The sequence below is a fragment of the uncultured Rhodospira sp. genome (genome assembly GCF_937138205.1).
Taxonomy (GTDB): domain Bacteria; phylum Pseudomonadota; class Alphaproteobacteria; order Rhodospirillales; family Rhodospirillaceae; genus Rhodospira.
In genome coordinates this window covers 14340-30834 of sequence record NZ_CAKZOT010000049.1, presented here as the reverse complement: position 1 = coordinate 30834, position 16495 = coordinate 14340, and the positions used below count along the sequence as shown (strand labels likewise).

The 16495-nt window shown below is 68.6% G+C and carries 13 protein-coding genes; 12 read left to right on the top strand and 1 reads right to left on the bottom strand.

Features of this window, described 5'->3' with window-relative positions; translation table 11 throughout:
- Positions 1–22 precede the first annotated feature (22 nt).
- The 10 genes from Q0309_RS06490 (at position 23) to Q0309_RS06445 (ending at position 10026) form a co-directional block, all read left to right on the top strand.
- Positions 23–1123: an ABC transporter substrate-binding protein gene (locus Q0309_RS06490; RefSeq protein ID WP_299438695.1), complete on the top strand. Its 1101-nt coding sequence runs from the start codon at positions 23–25 to the stop codon at positions 1121–1123.
- Between the two features lie 350 nt (positions 1124–1473).
- Complete coding sequence (locus Q0309_RS06485) at positions 1474–2748, top strand: ABC transporter permease (protein WP_299438693.1); 1275 nt, start codon at positions 1474–1476, stop codon at positions 2746–2748.
- A 25-nt stretch (positions 2749–2773) separates the two neighbouring features.
- Positions 2774–3628: an ABC transporter permease gene (locus Q0309_RS06480; RefSeq protein WP_299438691.1), complete on the top strand. Its 855-nt coding sequence runs from the start codon at positions 2774–2776 to the stop codon at positions 3626–3628.
- 102 nt (positions 3629–3730) lie between these two features.
- On the top strand, positions 3731–4504 hold the full coding sequence (locus Q0309_RS06475; protein WP_299438689.1) for an SDR family oxidoreductase: 774 nt from the start codon (positions 3731–3733) through the stop codon (positions 4502–4504).
- Positions 4505–4514: 10 nt separating this feature from the next.
- On the top strand, positions 4515–5615 hold the full coding sequence (locus Q0309_RS06470; RefSeq protein WP_299438687.1) for a response regulator: 1101 nt from the start codon (positions 4515–4517) through the stop codon (positions 5613–5615).
- 10 nt (positions 5616–5625) lie between these two features.
- On the top strand, positions 5626–7023 hold the full coding sequence (locus tag Q0309_RS06465; protein WP_299438685.1) for a cobyrinate a,c-diamide synthase: 1398 nt from the start codon (positions 5626–5628) through the stop codon (positions 7021–7023).
- A 120-nt stretch (positions 7024–7143) separates the two neighbouring features.
- Positions 7144–7845: a hypothetical protein gene (locus Q0309_RS06460; protein WP_299438683.1), complete on the top strand. Its 702-nt coding sequence runs from the start codon at positions 7144–7146 to the stop codon at positions 7843–7845.
- A gap of 220 nt (positions 7846–8065) precedes the next feature.
- Positions 8066–8728 carry a hypothetical protein gene (locus Q0309_RS06455; RefSeq protein ID WP_299438681.1) on the top strand — a complete coding sequence of 221 codons (663 nt, stop codon included), beginning with the start codon at positions 8066–8068 and terminating at the stop codon, positions 8726–8728.
- 6 nt (positions 8729–8734) lie between these two features.
- Positions 8735–9268, top strand: coding sequence for a YcgN family cysteine cluster protein (locus tag Q0309_RS06450; RefSeq protein WP_299438679.1), 534 nt, complete (start codon positions 8735–8737; stop codon positions 9266–9268).
- Positions 9265–10026: a M48 family metallopeptidase gene (locus tag Q0309_RS06445; protein ID WP_299438676.1), complete on the top strand. Its 762-nt coding sequence runs from the start codon at positions 9265–9267 to the stop codon at positions 10024–10026. The genes Q0309_RS06450 and Q0309_RS06445 overlap by 4 nt, the downstream gene beginning before the upstream one ends.
- 356 nt (positions 10027–10382) lie before the next feature.
- Here the strand turns inward: Q0309_RS06445 and Q0309_RS06440 are convergent, their stop codons facing one another.
- On the bottom strand, positions 10383–13790 hold the full coding sequence (locus Q0309_RS06440; RefSeq protein ID WP_299438674.1) for an AsmA family protein: 3408 nt from the start codon (positions 13788–13790) through the stop codon (positions 10383–10385).
- Between the two features lie 594 nt (positions 13791–14384).
- Here Q0309_RS06440 and Q0309_RS06435 point away from each other — a divergent pair.
- On the top strand, positions 14385–15332 hold the full coding sequence (locus Q0309_RS06435) for a GDP-L-fucose synthase (protein ID WP_299438672.1): 948 nt from the start codon (positions 14385–14387) through the stop codon (positions 15330–15332).
- Positions 15333–15378: 46 nt separating this feature from the next.
- Positions 15379–16449, top strand: a complete 1071-nt coding sequence (gene gmd / locus Q0309_RS06430; RefSeq protein ID WP_299438669.1) for a GDP-mannose 4,6-dehydratase — start codon at positions 15379–15381, stop codon at positions 16447–16449.
- Positions 16450–16495: the final 46 nt, after the last annotated feature.

Below are 16495 nucleotides of genomic sequence, written 5' to 3'. Positions count from 1 at the left end.
TGGAACAGGGAGGACACATCCAATGATCTCCGCGACCCAACGCTTCCGCGCGCCGCTGGCGGCGGCCTGCGCCCTGGCGCTGGCCGGTGCCGCGTCGCCGGCCCTGGCCGAGGACCTGAACGTCGTCTCCTGGGGTGGGGCCTACACCAAGAGCCAGGTGAAGGCCTATTACGAGCCCTGGATGGAGGAAACCGGCCATAACATCAACTCCATCGACTACGACGGCAACGTCGCCCCGGTGAAGGCGCAGGTCGAGTCCGGCAATGTCACCTGGGACGTGGTCGACGTCGAACTGTCCGACGCCGTGCGCCTGTGCGACGAGGGCCTGCTGGAAATCCTGCCGCTGGAGGAACTGCCGCCGGCCGCCGACGGCACCCCGGCCGAGGAGGACTTCATCGACGGCTCGCTGATGGACTGCGGCGTCGGCAACATCGTCTGGTCCACGGCCATCGCCTATGACGAAAGCCAGTTCCCGGACAATCCGCCGTCGTCCATGGCCGACTTCTTCGACGTTGAAACCTTCCCGGGCAAGCGCGGCCTGAGCAACACCGCCAAGGCCAATCTGGAATTCGCCCTGATCGCCGACGGCGTGGCGCCGGGCGACGTCTACGACGTGCTGTCGACGCCCGAGGGCGTGGACCGCGCCTTCGCCATGCTCGACAAGATCAAGGACGACGTCGTGTGGTGGGATGCCGGCGCGCAGCCGCCGCAGATGCTGGCGGACGGCGAGGTGTCCATGACCAGCGCCTACAACGGCCGCATCTTCAACGCCATCGCCGTCGAGGACAAGCCGTTCAAGATCATCTGGGACGGCCAGGTGTTCTACATCGACCTGTTCGTGATCCCCAAGGGCGCGCCCAACAAGGACCTGGCCTGGGACTTCATCAAGTTCGCCACCGGCACCCAGCCGCTGGCCGATCAGGCGGCCTGGATCTCCTACGGCCCGGTGCGCCAGTCCTCCGTGCCGCTGATCGGCAAGCACGCCGAGGCGGGCATCGAGATGGGTCCGCATATGCCGACGGCGCCGGAGAACTTCGAGACCGCCGTGCAGGTCGATCACTACTGGTGGGCCGACCACGCCGACGAGATGAACGAGCGGTTCAACGCCTGGCTGGCGCAGTAGCGGCGGGCGATCCGACGCCACCGCGCCGGGGCGTCACGTCATGGCTTCCCGACGCGAAGCCATGACGCCGCCGCCGCTCCATCCCGGCGATTGGAGTCACATACTGCTTCTCCATCTCGTCATTGCGAGGAGCGCAGCGACGAAGCAATCCAGAGCGGCTATTTGCACTTTACGCTCTGGATTGCTTCACCCTCGTCTTTCGACGAGGGTTCGCAATGACAGTTCGTTTTTCCGGTCGGCTTTCGCCAACGCTGATGGCTACGAGTTGACACGGAGGAGGTCCGGGACCGTCGGCGGCATGGCACCTGACACCGACGCCCGCTTTCCCACGACCCGACAGGGGTCCGACCATGACCGACACGCCCACCGCCGCCTCCGACGACGACATCCTGCGCACCAACGACGGCGTGCCGCTGAAGGTGACGCTGCGCCGCGTCACCCGGCGCCAGAAGCTGATCGCGCTGGCCCTGGTCATGCCGCTGTTCGCCTTCATCATGGTCACCTTTGTCGGCCCCATCGGCATGATGCTGTTCCGGGCCGTGGACAACCCGGTGCTGCAGGAGCAGATCCCGCGCACCGTCGCGCTGCTCAACGAGACCTGGGACGGCGAAAGCGTGCCCGACGAGGCGGTGTTCGCCGTGCTCGCCGAGGAAATGATCCAGCAATACAAGGTGCGCGAGATCGCCAAGGTCGGCACGCGCCTGAACTACGAGCAGGGCGGCCTGCGCAGCCTGATCACCCAGACGGCCCGCAATGTCGCCCGGCGCGGCGAGCCGCCGTGGAAGGAAACCTTCATCGCCATCGACGAGCGCTGGGGCGAGCCGCAGACGTGGGGCATCATCCAGCAGGCGTCGCCGCGCTATACCCTCTCGTTTTTCCTGGCCGCGCTCGACCTGCGCTATGACTGGCAGGGCAACATCATCGAGCAGCCCGAGCGCGAACAGATCTACGTCATGATGTTCGGCCGCACGCTGTGGATCAGCGGGCTGGTGACGGCGTTGTGCCTGCTGCTCGGGTTCCCGGTGGCCCACCTGCTGGCCACGCTGCCCATGCGCCAGTCCAACATCCTGATGATCCTGGTGCTGCTGCCGTTCTGGACCTCGCTGCTGGTGCGCACGACGTCATGGATCGTGCTGTTGCAGACCGAGGGCGTGATCAACGACGTGCTGGTGTGGATCGGATTGATCGGCGACGAGAACCGGGTGCAGATGATCTACAACCAGTTCGGCACCATCATCGCCATGACGCACATATTGCTGCCGTTCATGGTGCTGCCGATCTACTCCGTCATGCGGACCATCTCGCCCAGCCACATGCGCGCGGCGCGGTCCCTGGGGGCGACGCCCTTCCGGGCCTTCCGCGAGGTCTATGTGCCGCAGACGCTGCCCGGGGTGGGTGCCGGGTCGATCCTCGTGTTCATCCTGTCGATCGGCTACTACATCACCCCGGCCTTGGTCGGCGGGCGCACCGGCCAGCTCATCTCCAACTTCATCGCCTATCACATGCAGAAGTCGCTCAACTGGGGGCTCGCGGCCGCCCTGGGCTCGCTGCTGCTGATCGGCGTGCTGATCCTGTACTGGCTGTACAACCGGTTGATCGGCGTCGACAAGATGAAGTTCGGATAGGTTCGGATAGGCCAGGAGACCCGCCATGTCCACGCTGCCGCCCTATGCCAGTCCGCTGGAACGGGTCTGGTTCTATGCCTTCCGGGTGATCTGCGGCCTGATCCTGTTCTTTTTGATCATGCCGCTGCTGGTGATCGTGCCGCTGTCGTTCAACGCCGAACCCTATTTCACCTTCACCCAGGGGATGTTGAACCTGAACCCCGAGGCGTATTCCCTGCGCTGGTACCGCGACATCATCGAAAATGAACAGTGGCTGCATTCGATCAAGAACAGCTTCATCGTCGCGATTAGCGCCACCATCCTGGCCACCAGCCTGGGGACGCTGGCGGCGCTGGGCCTCAGCCGCGCGCACATGCCGGCCCGCACCCTGTTCATGAGCCTGCTGATCTCGCCCATGATCGTGCCGCTGATCATCACGGCGGCCGGCATGTACTTCTTTTATTCCGACATCGGCCTGGCCCAGACCCTGCCCGGCATCATCCTGGCGCACACCGCCTTGGGCACGCCCTTCGTCGTCATCACCGTGACCGCCACCCTGTCCGGCTTCGACACCAACCTGATCCGCGCCTCAAGCAGCCTGGGGGCGACGCCGACCTTCACCTTCTTCAACGTCACCATGCCGCTGATCCTGCCCGGCATGATCTCGGGCGGGCTGTTCGCCTTCATCACCAGCTTTGACGAGGTGGTGGTGGTGCTGTTCCTGGCCGGGTTCGAGGAACGCACCATCCCGCGCCAGATGTGGGCCGGCATCCGCGAGCAGATCAGCCCCACCATCCTGGCGGTGGCGACGCTGCTGATCTGTGTGTCGGTGCTGCTGCTGGTGACGCTGGAGCTGCTGCGCCGCCGGGGCGAGCGCCTGCGGGGCGTGACGCCGGGCTAACACCCCCGTTGCCGACCGGCCGCACGCACGCGCGCCTTTTCAAGCCGGACTGTTTCCGCGATGGTGGGGGGCCATCCTCCCGCCGCGAAGGGACCGCGCCGCATGGCTGCCAGCACCTCGACCGGACCGCATCCGGGTGCCCTCATCGTCACCGGCGGCAGCCGGGGCATCGGCGCCGCCGTGGCCCGGCGCGCCGCGCGCGACGGCTGGGCCGTGGCCCTCGCCTACGATGCCGACGCCGCCGGCGCCGAGACGGTGGCCAAGGGCCTCGTCGAGGGTGGCGGCCACGCGCTCGCCATCCACGCCGACGTGGCCGACGAGGCGGAGGTGGTGACCCTGTTCGACACCGTGATCGCCCGGCTTGGACCGCTGGGCGGGCTCGTCAACAACGCCGGCATCACCGGGCCGCTGTGCCCGCTGGCCGACCTGCCGGGCGCCGATCTGGAGCGGGTGATCGCCGTCAACGTGACCGGGGCCATCCTCTGCGCGCGCGAAGCGGTGCGTCACCTGTCGACCGCACGCGGCGGGCACGGCGGAACCATCGTCAACATGTCCTCGGCCGCGGCCCGCCTGGGCGGGGCCGGCGAGTGGGTGCATTACGCGGCCACCAAGGGGGCCATCGACTCCCTGACCGTGGGCCTCGCGCGCGAGGTCGCCGGCCAGGGCATCCGCGTCAACGGCGTCGCCCCCGGCCTGATCGACACCGGCCTGCACGCTGCCGCCGGGGCGCCGGACCGGGTGGCCCGCCTGGGACCGCTGGTGCCCATGGGCCGGGCGGGCACGGCCGAGGAGGTGGCCGAGGCCGTGACCTGGCTGCTGTCTCCGGCGGCGTCCTATGTGACCGGGACGACGCTGACGGTCAGTGGCGGACGGTAAGAGGAGTGCGATGAAAAGCGGCCTGGAGAACCTGACCCTGCTGCTGGTCGAGGACAACGCCTTCATGCTGAACCTGCTCGCGCGGGTGCTGCACCATCTGGGGTTCGAGCGGATTCACAAGGCGCAAAACGGCGAGGAGGCCATCCGCTTCCTGCGGCAGGTCAAGCGCCGTCCCGAGACCGTCGGCACCACGGGCGTCGACTTGATCATCTCCGACCTGTTGATGTCGCCCATCAATGGCCTGTTGCTGCTGCAGTGGGTGCGCACCAACAAGGACAGCCCCAACCGCTTCATGCCCTTCGTCATGCTGTCCGGCGCCGCCGACGAGGAGTACGTCGAGGCCAGCCGCCAACTCGGCGTGAACGAGTTCCTGGCCAAGCCGTTCTCGATCACCTCGGTTTACGAGCACCTGCGCGAGCTGATCGAACACCCGCGCCCGTATATCCTCACCCGGGACTACTTCGGGCCGGACCGCCGCCGGCAGGTCCTGGGCGCGCCCCGCAAACCGGGCGAGCGGCGCGATCCGAAGCGCCCGGTCAAGTCCGTCTACTCGGCCGAGCGGATCGACGACCACCCGGGCGAGGCCGATGTCTGGATTTTTTATCTGCCCAACACGCTGAAGGAAAAGCTGGGCCGGGGCAGTCAGGTGGTGTTCGAACTGCCGGTCGCGGTGCTGGAGAAGGCCGAGAAGGAGTTGGACCGGGTCGCGCTCGATTTCCATGTGTGGGCGCGGGACTACCTGGTGCGCCTGGGCCGCATGATCGAGACGGCCGAGGCCAAGCCGGAGGCGCGCCGGCGGCTGTTCCGCGAGATCAACGGCCTGGCGCACGAACTGCGCGGGCAGGGTGGCCTGTTCGGGTACCCCCTGGTGACAACCCTGGCCCTGTCGCTGTTCGAGGCCACGGCGCCCGGGTGCTCTGACGACGATGCGACCGTGGCGATCGTGCGAGCGCACATCGACACCATCCGCGCGGTGGTGCGCGACCAGGTCAAGGGGGACGGCGGCGCGGTGGGGCGCGCCCTGATGGACACCCTGCGCGACGCCATCACCCGCCACGGCGGCGACCATCGCCTGCGGCCCGGGCACAAGCCGCCGCAGCGGCGGCGATAGCGGCCGCGCCATGCCCGACCCTCGGCCCGAAGTCTCTCCACGGCCGGTGGCCCCGACGCCGGGCCTGATCCTGGCGGCGCCGGCCAGTGGTTCCGGCAAGACCACGATGACCCTGGCGCTGGTCCGAGCCCTGGTCCGGCGCGGGCTGCGCGTGGCCACGGCCAAGGTCGGCCCGGACTACATCGACCCCGCCTTTCACGCCGCCGCCGCCAGGGCCTCCAACAGGGGCGGCGCCTGCGTCAACCTCGATGGCTGGGCCATGGCGCCGCCCCTGCTGGAGGCGTTGGCCGCCGGGTTGTCGCGCAACGCCGACGTGATCCTGTGCGAGGGCGTCATGGGCCTGCTGGACGGCGCCGTTGCGCCGGGCCAGCCGGGGCACGATCCCGTGACCGACGGCTCGACGGCGGCGCTGGCCGCCCGCCTGGGCTGGCCGGTGGTGCTGGTGGTGGACGCGCGCGGCATGGCGGCGTCGGCCGGGGCGCTGGTGCGCGGGTTCGTGGGCGCGCGGGCGGACGTCGATGTGGCCGGCGTGATCTTCACCCGCATCGGCGGGCCGGCCCATGCGGAGACTCTGCGCGCGGCGACGAAGGCGCTGGCGCCGGGGGTGGCGGTGCTGGGCGCCCTGCCGCGCGATGAGGCGCTGACGCTGCCGTCGCGCCACCTGGGGCTGGTGCAGGCGGGCGAGCACCCGGATTTGGCCGCCTTTCTCGACGGCGCGGCGGCGTTGGCGGCGCGACACATCGACCTGGACGCGCTCTTGGCGCTGGCGCGGCCGGGCCGGGTCCCGCCGCCGCCCAACACGCCGCCGGTGCCGCTGCCGCCGCCGGGGCAGCGCATCGCCGTGGCGCGCGACGAGGCGTTTGCGTTCAGCTACCCGGCGACTCTGGACGGATGGCGCGCTGCCGGCGCGGCGGTGGTGCCGTTCTCCCCCCTGGCCGACGAAGCCCCGGCGGCCGACGCCGACGCCGTGGTGCTGCCCGGCGGCTACCCGGAACTGCACGCCGGCCGTCTGGCCGGGGCCGGCCGCTTTCTCGACGGGCTGCGCGCGGCGGCGGCGCGCGGCGCCGCCGTGTTCGGCGAGTGCGGCGGCTATATGGTCCTCGGCCACGGCCTGACCGACGCCGACGGCCATCGCCACGCCATGGCGGGCCTGCTGCCGGTGGAGACCAGCTTCGCCCAGCGACGCCTGCACCTGGGGTACCGCCACGCCACGGCGCTCGGCCCCACCGCGTTCGGCCCGGCCGGTCAGGCGTTTCGGGGCCACGAGTTCCACTACGCCACCGTGCTGGACGAGGGGCCGGGCGAGGCCCTGTTCGGCGTCCGCACCGCACGCGGGGACGACCTGGGGCGGGTGGGCCGCCGCGCCGGACGCGTGGCGGGATCGTTCATTCACCTGATCGCGGGATGAAAGTGGTGTGCAGCAAATCCTTAGTGTCGAGAGCATCGCCGGTGCGCTATAGTAGGAGATATGGGTACCGATAACCTTGAGTCGGCAATTATCTTGTCTAGCCATAGGGGAGTTCAACGTATGGCGAAGGAAGTTGAGGATTTAGTCATTAGGCGCAACCGCGCCATTATCAGCCAATGGGTGCAGAACTCGAATATGATCGTATCGGCGGTGGATGTGACTGAACTTCCGCTCCTCGTATCCCTGTACAATCACAACTCAAAGCCAAAGATAATGGCACTAGGAAACATCGATTTAAACAATGCGTTCATGCTAAAAAGTGAAGGAAACCCAGACTATAACGCAAGCATTTGGGTCCGATGCGGAAAAAAGGGGTGCCACTATACGGAATATAGAGCGGCTTACCGAAAATTTTTGGAGCAAGCATACAATATTAAAATTGAAAAAAAAGACCCAGAAGGCAGAGAGGTGGACCATCTACTCAACTTAGGGCGGGCAGAAACAGAGGGTGTTTTTGTTCGGGTAGAAGCTGTAAAAACTAGAGTTAATCGCGCATGGGGAGGTGGTTTTGAGCGCGTGTCAAGCTCAGACCATTTTTCGGTCTCAAATTCTAGATCTAAAAGAATAATTTCATGGAGCATCGCAGCGAAGCTTGGTGATCAGATGCCCCCTCGCAACAAGTATGATAAAGACGGATTGGAGCGTCTCAAAATATTTTTTAAGGGTATGGGAATCTCCGAGTTGGAGTTGACCAACAAGGTTGCAAATATTGAAAAACATTTTTCGCATCACTACCAGTTCACGAAGGGGGGGCAAGAATAGTTTTACCATCCTTCTACACCCTCGCCCCCCATCTGCCGCATCTTTTGGTTTGTCGGGCTGCCGAAGAGCGCGTTACGCGCGTATTGAACGCAACGTACGGGCTGTGGAAGGCCACGGCGCCGATGGCCGACTGCGCTGGAACGACTCGGCGGTAGTCCCGATGCGTCGGGCAAGCTAGAATGCGATGCAGCGACGTACCGTCGTTCCCGGAGACCACCCCATGGCCGTGCCCACGCATGTCATCATCCGCCGCCGCAACGACGCCCTGATCCGGGCCTGGGTCAAGGATCCCCTGATCCAGGTGCTGGCGGACCGGGTGGACGCGCTGCCCGGCCTGGTGTTCCTGGACACGCATGGGGCCGGCGCATCCGTCGACCGTCTGGGCCGCCGCTCGCTCAAGAACGTGGCGGTGGTGAAGCGGCCGGGGCCGCCCGACGCCAACGCCAGCGTGTGGGTGCGCGCGCCTTATGCCTCGTATCGGGGCGCCTACACCGCCTTTCTGGCCGCCACCTACGACACGGAGCTCGATGGCGTCGACCTGAGCGGCTACGACGTCGACCACCTGCTGAACCGGGCGCGTAGCCCGCAGTCCTCGGTGTTCATCCGGGTGGAGGCGGTGCGCTCCGAGGTCAACCAGGCCTGGGGCCGCCTGTTCGAGAAGGTGGCCAGCGACAAGGTGTTCTGGGCCAACCAGCATCGCACCCGGCGCACCATGAGCTATCCCATCGTCGCAAAGCTGGGCGGACAGATGCCGCCCACCGGCCCCCGGGACATGGCCGGCCTGCACCGGCTGGCGCTGTTCTTCCGCAACCACGGGCTCGACCCGGGCGAGTCGGCGCAAGGGATCAAGACCATGCTCGATTTCGCCTATCGGGTCCGGTGAGGTCTCATGAAGGCCGCCGCCAGACGCCTGCGTGACCTGCTCCGAGCCGGGCAGGGCGCCGATGACGCCGCCCCCGAGGAGCCAGCGGTGGCGGACGCCGACGACGCGCGCCCGTTCTGGCAGCGCAAGACCCTGCGGCAGATGACCGACGCCGAGTGGGAAAGCCTGTGCGACGGCTGCGGCAAGTGCTGCCTCAACAAGCTGCAGGACGAGGACACAGGCGCGCTGGCCTTTACCAACGTCGCGTGCACGCTGCTGGACCTGCACGCCTGCCGCTGTTCGGACTATGCCAACCGGTGGGACCACGTGCCCGACTGCGTCAAGCTGGTGCCGTCGATGGTGCGGCGCCTGCAGTGGCTGCCGTCGACCTGCGCCTATCGGCTGCTGGCCGAGGGCCAGCCGTTGCGGGCGTGGCATCCGCTGGTCAGCGGCGATCCGGAAAGCGTGCATCGCGCCGGGATCTCGGTGCGCGGGCGGGTCGTCAGCGAGCAGGACGTGGATGACCTGGAGGACCACGTGATCGACTGGGAGGACTTGTGAGGCCCGGCGCTGGCGGCCGCTCGCGCGCGGTCCCGGGGCCGCCGCCGGTCGCGGCGGGCGAGTCCCCGGCGCCGCCGGTCAAGGTGGCCGGGCGCGAGGTGCCGGTGGTCACGCGCGTCAATCCCCGGGCGCGGCGCATCGCCCTGAAGGTGGACGTGATCGCCGACCGCGTCGTGCTGGTCATTCCGCACCGCCGCCATGAAAAGGCGGCACGGCGGTTCCTGGACAGCAAGACGGACTGGGTGGCCGAGCGTCTGGACCGCCTGCCGCCGCCGTTGGCGCTGGCCGATGGGGCGACGGTGTCGGTCCTCGGCACGCCCCACACCATCCGCCATTGCCCGGACGCACGGCGTGGCGTCTGGGTCGAGGGCGGGGCGGTCTGTGTGTCCGGCCGCGCCGAGCACTTGCCGCGCCGGGTGTGCGACTGGCTGCGGGCACGGGCGCGAGAGGAGATCGCCGCGCGCGTCGCCGTCCACGCCGAGCGCCTGGGGGTGACGCCGGGGCGCATCACGCTGCGCGACACGCGCTCGCGCTGGGGCAGTTGTTCGCCGTCGGGCGGACTGGCGTTCTGTTGGCGGCTGGTGATGGCGCCGGGGTGGGTGGTCGACTACGTCACCGCGCACGAGGTGGCCCACCTGCGCGAGATGAACCATTCCCCCGCGTTCTGGCGCCATGTGGAAACGCTGGCGCCCGGCCTGCGCGGCCCGGCCCGCGCTTGGCTGCGCGAGCACGGCACGGCGCTGCACCGGGTGGGGTAAAAAAAAAGCGGCCGGGTCTGGGACCCGGCCGGCAGAGTTCGGTGTCTGTGCCCCGTCGGGCGTGTTCAATCCCAAAAAACCGCAGTTGACCGCGTGATCAGAACGCAGGGCTTTGACGTCTTGCCTTTTCCCGAGATCCCTCCGCCCCTGTCGGCGCGCCCCTGGCATTGCTTCGCGATGCCAGCTTTAACCAAAATGGGGCTGCGGAGCCGCGCGCCCCGAAGGGGCGCTGCGGCCAAAAAACAAGGACTCGGCATCACCGGCGCCCCGAAGCGACCAGCCGGACGAGTCAATCCAATCACCGGGCGGTATAATGGCCGGCCGGCAGGACCGGTCACCCTTTTCTTCGGGCGGTCTTATTGCTCCACACCTTGCAACAGGTCGTCGACGTCGGCGTCCGGCGTGTCCGGCGGCCCGGTCGTGGTGTCGGCCGGCGACGCGGCGGCGTCATCATCGCCCGGCGCCGGATCGTCGTCGTTCGCCGCGCCGGCGGCCTCGGCGGGCAGGCTGGCGGTGCGCAGGGTCACGCTGGGGGCGTCCAGGGCGCCGCTCAGGGCGATCGGAACGCGCTCCGGCAACCGGATGACGCGTCCCACGGCCTGCCGCAACGGTCCCTGCGCGAGGTCGGCCACCCCCTCCGCGTCGATGGTCCAGGCCCGCAGGTCGACGGTGCCGGCGACGTCGGCCTCGTACAGCGCGCTGGCCAGCCGCAGCGGGTCGAAGCCGACGGCCCCGTCGTTGATCACGAACCAGCCGTCGACGTCCACCAGCCGCTGCGCGCGGTCCAGACCGCCGACCAACGAGTCGGTCAGGTCGTTCAGCGCCGCCACCGGCTCCAGCAGGCCGGCCAGGGCGGTGCCACGCACCTGCGCGGTGCTGACGTCGAGCCCGTGCAGGGTCAGGCGCGCCGTGCCGGTCAGGCCATCCACGAGATCGTCGGCGCTCGCCCCTGTGCCGGCCAGATCCAGCTTCAGCGTGCCGGTGCCGGCCGCGCCGTCATCGCCGTCCTGTCCCAGCAGGCGGGCGACGCTGAACCCGGTCACGGACAGGGTCAGATCGCCGCGCGCGGGGGCGCCGGCGGCCACCGTGGCCGTGCCCTCGGCCTGGCCCCCGTACAGCAGGCCGCTCAGGCGCTCCAGGCGTATCGTGCCGTCGGCCAGGCGGGCGGTGATCTTGGCATCCTCCAGCGTGTGCGGCCCGAAGCCCAGGGCCGTCGCGCGCAGCGTGACATCGGCATCCAGGAGGGCCAGGGCGGACAGGTCGACGGCGGTTGCAGACCACGCGGCCGGGGGCGTGACCGCCGCCGGAATCATGAGACGCGGCGGGACCGGCTGCCGGCGTGCCTCGCGCACAAGGGGCAGGAAGGCGTCCAGCGGCACGGCGGTCGTTCTCACATCCGCCGTCAGGTGCGGCCGCTCTGCATCCAGCGCCAGGCGGGCCTGCCCGGTCATCTGGATATCGCCGAGACGCAGGCCGAAGCCCTCCAGAATAATCTCTCCGGCCTCGCCGCGCGCCTGGCTGGCCAGGGCGATGCCCCCCAGCGGCGAACCACGCGGCACGTAGTCCGGCACCAGCAGCCGGACCAGCCGCTCGGCGTCGGGATGGCGCAGGTCCACCGCCAGGTCGTAGGCCGGTGCCGGCCCGAGCAGGTCCGTCAGGCGCCCGGTGCTGTCCAGGCCGCCCTCCTGGAACCGTGCCGCCGTGGTCACGTCCAGCGCGTCCGGGGTGCCGCTCAGCGTCACGGTTTGGGTGACCGGCCCCAGGGCCTGCAAGGCGGCGTGGGCCGAGGCCGGCAGGTCCAGCCGCAACAGCCGCGCCGTGCGTGACAGGTCGTCGGCCTCGGCCGTGATCGTCAGGTGGTCGGCCCGGGGCCGGCCGTCGACGCGGGACAGACCGCCCCGGGCGGTGAGGCGCAGGCCGGCGACCCGGTCGACACCGGCCTGCTTCAGGGCAAGGCGGCCGCGCACCAGCGATCCCTCGGCCCGGACCGCGCGGAACGGCAGGGCGTCGGCGGTGAGCAGGCCGACGGCGACGCGGAAATTGGCGTCCACGGACTCAAGCCACGCGGGCAGGCCCCCGGCGGCCGCCGCCGTGTCCCCGCCCCCCGTATCGCCGGCGCCGGCGCCGCCGCCGCCCGGCCAATAGGCGTCCAGGTTGACCGAATCCAGACTCACGTTCAGGCCCAGGCCCAGGCGAGCCCCGGGACGCATGACCACCGCTCCGGTGGCCCGCGTGGTGTCGAGCGTCAGGTCGATGTCGCGGATGTTCAGGGTCTCCGCCGTGCCATCCAGGCGGGCCGATGCGTCAAAGGCCCGCAGCCGGTCGGCCGGCACGTCGCCGACCGGCACCCGCAGCCACGTCAGCACCTCGCGCAGATTGCCGGAGCGGGCCTGGACGCTGCCGCTGACGCGGGGCAGGCCCTCACGCGCGTCCACGGCCCCGGACACCGTCACCTGCGAGGCGCCGGGCAGGGCGGCGCTGGCGCTCTCGACCGTCAGGCGACCGTCTTCCAGGCGCGCCGCGACCGCCAGCCGCCGCACCACTTCTCCGCGCCAGGTCAGCGCCTCGGCCGACAGGTCGAGGGTGGCGGTCAGGTCCGTGGGCCACGAGAGGCCCGGCCTAAGTGGGCCGCCCCCGTCGTTTGTCGCGTCGTCTGTCGCGTCGTCTGTCGCGTCGTCCGCCCCCTGGGCCGGGGGAACAGAGGCCAGCCAGGCATCGAGGTCCAGCGCGCGCACGCGCAGCGTGGCCTGCACGTCCAGGGGGGCGTCCGCGCCGTATGTGGCCGCGACGCGCCCGCGCACCTCGGCCTCGCCCACCCCCAGCCGCAGGTCCGACACCGCGACGTCGGCGACGGTGGCCGCCACCTGCCCGGAGATCGTGGCGGGGCGGGCCAGCAGGGCGCCGCCCTCCCGCCCCAGCAGCAGGGCCAGGGTCGCGGACAGGCGGCCGGCGGTCCCCTCGACACGCCCCGAAAACGTCGGGTCCCCCAGGGGGCCGGCCACCGTGCCGGACAGGGCCAGGGTGTCGCCGGTCGCCGGCAGGAACAGGTTGGCGTCCAGGGGCGTGGAGCGGCGGGTCTCGACGGACCCGGTGGCCACATCGAGGGCCACCGCCACGTCGCCCACGCGCACGTCGCCACGCACGCGGAAGGGACCGCGCAGGCTCTCGGCCGACAGGGTGGTCTCGATGGCCTCGATGCGCAGGTCCGTGCCGCGCGCCCGGTCGCGGTAGACGACAAGGCCGGCCTCGATCCTTACATCGTCCAGCCGCACCGTCAGGCCGGCGCCGGTGTCGTCCCGGGTCGGAGGCGGTGGCGGCGGCGGGTCGGTTCCCGGCAGCGGCCCCGACACCGAGCGCCCATCGCCGACCGATCGTCGGGCCTGGAACGCCCAGTTGGCGCGGCCATCCGGCAGGCGTTCCAGCAAGACCACCGGCTCGACCACCCGCACCGACCGCACCCGCACCTCGCCCCGGAGCAGGGGCGCCAGATCGACTGCCACCTCCAGGGCGCCGATGCGGGCCATGTCGCGGGTGCTGCCGTCCGGAATGTTGGCCAGGCGCACCCCCTCGACCGACAGCGTCGGCGAGGGCAGCACGCGCAGGGACAGGTCGCCGTCGATGGCGGCCGGCCGTCCCGTGGCCGCCTCGATGCGGGCGGCGATCTCGTCGCGGTAGGGATTCCAGTCGATGAACGACGGCAGCACCAGCGCCGCGCCGACCACCACGATCAGCAGAAAGGCCAGGATCAGAAGCAGCTTTTTCACCGACACCGTCTCCCGCAAGGCCCTGACGGCGGCAATGGCGCCGGGGTGGCGTGCGTGACCTGGCGGTGATGGTACCCGGATTTGGCAAAAGCGGCAAAACCGGGTGAGGCCGTGGAGCAACAGGGCTGGCCGAGCGTTTCAATCGGGCAACACCTCGCGCGGGTCGCCCTGACCGGATCGTCCGCGCGGTCATGCCGAGGGTGTGCGGGATCGCGCGCTAACACGCGCCGCCTTGGCGCGACGGTCGGCGGGCGGACGCGGAAGCTCACCCGGAGTGTGAATCAGATCCCGAGTCCCGTGTCCAAGCCATTTCGGCCAGAAGGCTTATTCACTTGGCTCCGGTAGAGGCGCGATCTGGTACGATGAAACACCTGTCCAGCAACCCATGTTGGGGTTACCGGAGCCAAGTGAATAAGCCGGTGCCTGAATTGGGTCGTGGCCGGCCCATTGAAAGCCTCCCGTTCAGATGGTCTGCATCCATCCTGGAACCAAGGCCCGAATTGCCGCAGTGTCTTTGGCGGTCAGTCTTATTTTCTGTTCCGACGTGAGCGCTTGGCGTGACGGTTGGAGTGAGGGTGACACGCAGGAGGCAACATGGACTACGCTCTGGCGGGCAAGCGGGTTTGGGTGGCGGGGCACCGTGGCATGGTTGGCGGCGCGTTGATGCGCCGGCTGGCGGATGAGGGATGTACGCTCATTGGCGACGCTCGGGGTCGTGTCGATTTGAGGCGTCAGGCCGACGTTGAGGCGTTTTTCGCCAGTGAACGACCGGATGCTGTGTTCTTGGCAGCGGCAAGAGTCGGCGGCATTCACGCCAACAACACATACCCAGCCGATTTCCTTTACGACAACCTGATGATTGAGGCCAACATCATCCACGCCGCCGCCGCCCGGGGCGTGGAGAAGCTGTTGTTCCTTGGGTCGTCGTGCATCTACCCGCGCGACGCCGCCCAGCCCATGCGCGAGGACGCGCTGCTGACCGGCCCGCTGGACCCAACCAACGAGTGGTACGCGATCGCCAAGATCGCCGGCATCAAGCTGTGCCAAGCCTATCGCCGGCAGCATGGCCACGATTTCATTTCCGCCATGCCGACAAACCTGTACGGGCCCGGCGACAATTTCCACCCGGAAAACAGCCACGTACCCGCCGCCTTGCTGCGACGCTTCCACGACGCCAAGGACTCCGGTGCCGGTGAGGTGGTGGTATGGGGAACCGGCCGCCCAAGGCGTGAATTCCTGTACGTGGACGATCTGGCTGACGCCTGCGTGTTCCTGATGAAGCACTATTCCGCCGAGGGGCACGTCAATGTCGGCACCGGCGAGGACATCGCCATTGCGGAGTTCGCAGCGGCCGTGCGGGATGCCGTGGGGTATACCGGGGCTTTGCGTTACGATGAGACCCGGCCGGACGGCACGCCGCGCAGGGTCCTCGACGTCACCACTCTGACCGACCTGGGGTGGCAGGCGGCCACGCCGCTGGAAGCCGGGTTGTGGTTATACTACCGGTGGTTCCTCGACAATCTCGACCGCATTCGGCAATGAGCATGGCCGACTGGGCGGGACACAACAATCAAGGGGGCGCGATACCGTGACAGCGAAAACCGCCCTCATCACGGGCGTCACTGGCCAAGACGGTGCCTACCTAGCGGAACTTCTCCTGGGTAAGGGGTACACGGTTCACGGAGTCAAGAGGCGCTCGTCGTCCTTCAACACAGAGCGCGTGGATCATCTGTACCAGGATCCGCACGACAGCGATGTGCGGTTTTTTCTGCACTTCGGGGACCTGACCGACGCCACCAACCTGATCCGCCTTGTGCAGGAGGTCCAGCCCGACGAGATCTACAATCTGGCGGCCCAGAGCCACGTCCAGGTCAGCTTCGAGACGCCGGAGTACACGGCCGACGCCAACGCCATCGGAACCCTGCGGCTGCTGGAGGCATTGCGCATCCTCGGCCTGGAGACGACGACGCGGTTCTGCCAAGCTTCGACCTCGGAGTTGTACGGGAAGGCGCGGGAGACGCCCCAACGCGAGACCACGCCGTTCTATCCCCGGTCTCCGTACGCCGCCGCCAAGCTGTACGCCTACTGGATCACGGTGAACTACCGCGAGGCCTATGGAATGCACGCCTCGAACGCCATCTTGTTCAACCACGAAAGCCCGATCCGGGGTGAGACCTTCGTGACACGCAAGATTTCGCGTGCCGTCGCCGCCATTTCACACGGCCTCCAGAAGCGCCTGTACCTCGGCAATCTGGACGCCAAACGCGACTGGGGCCATGCGCGCGACTACGTCGACGGGATGTGGCGCATTCTGCAACAGGACACCCCGGACGACTATGTCCTGGCTACCGGCGAGACCCATTCGGTGCGAAACTTCGTGGAGTTGGCGTTTCAATGCGTCGAGCGCGAGATCGTCTGGAACGGCGAGGGCGTCGACGAGACGGGTGTCTGTGCCGCCACGGGCGAGGTGCTGGTCAAGATCGACCCGCGCTATTTCCGCCCGACAGAGGTCGACCTGCTGCGGGGCGATCCGTCAAAGGCCCATGACCGCCTCGGGTGGCGCCACCACACGACGTTTCCGGAATTGGTGCGCGAGATGGTGGCCGCCGACCTTGACATCGTGCGCAAGGAAACGGAATGCAGGAACTGCGCCGAGTGACCGCCCAGCCGCAGACGAGATCCGGCTGCAGTCGGCGCGTTCCACG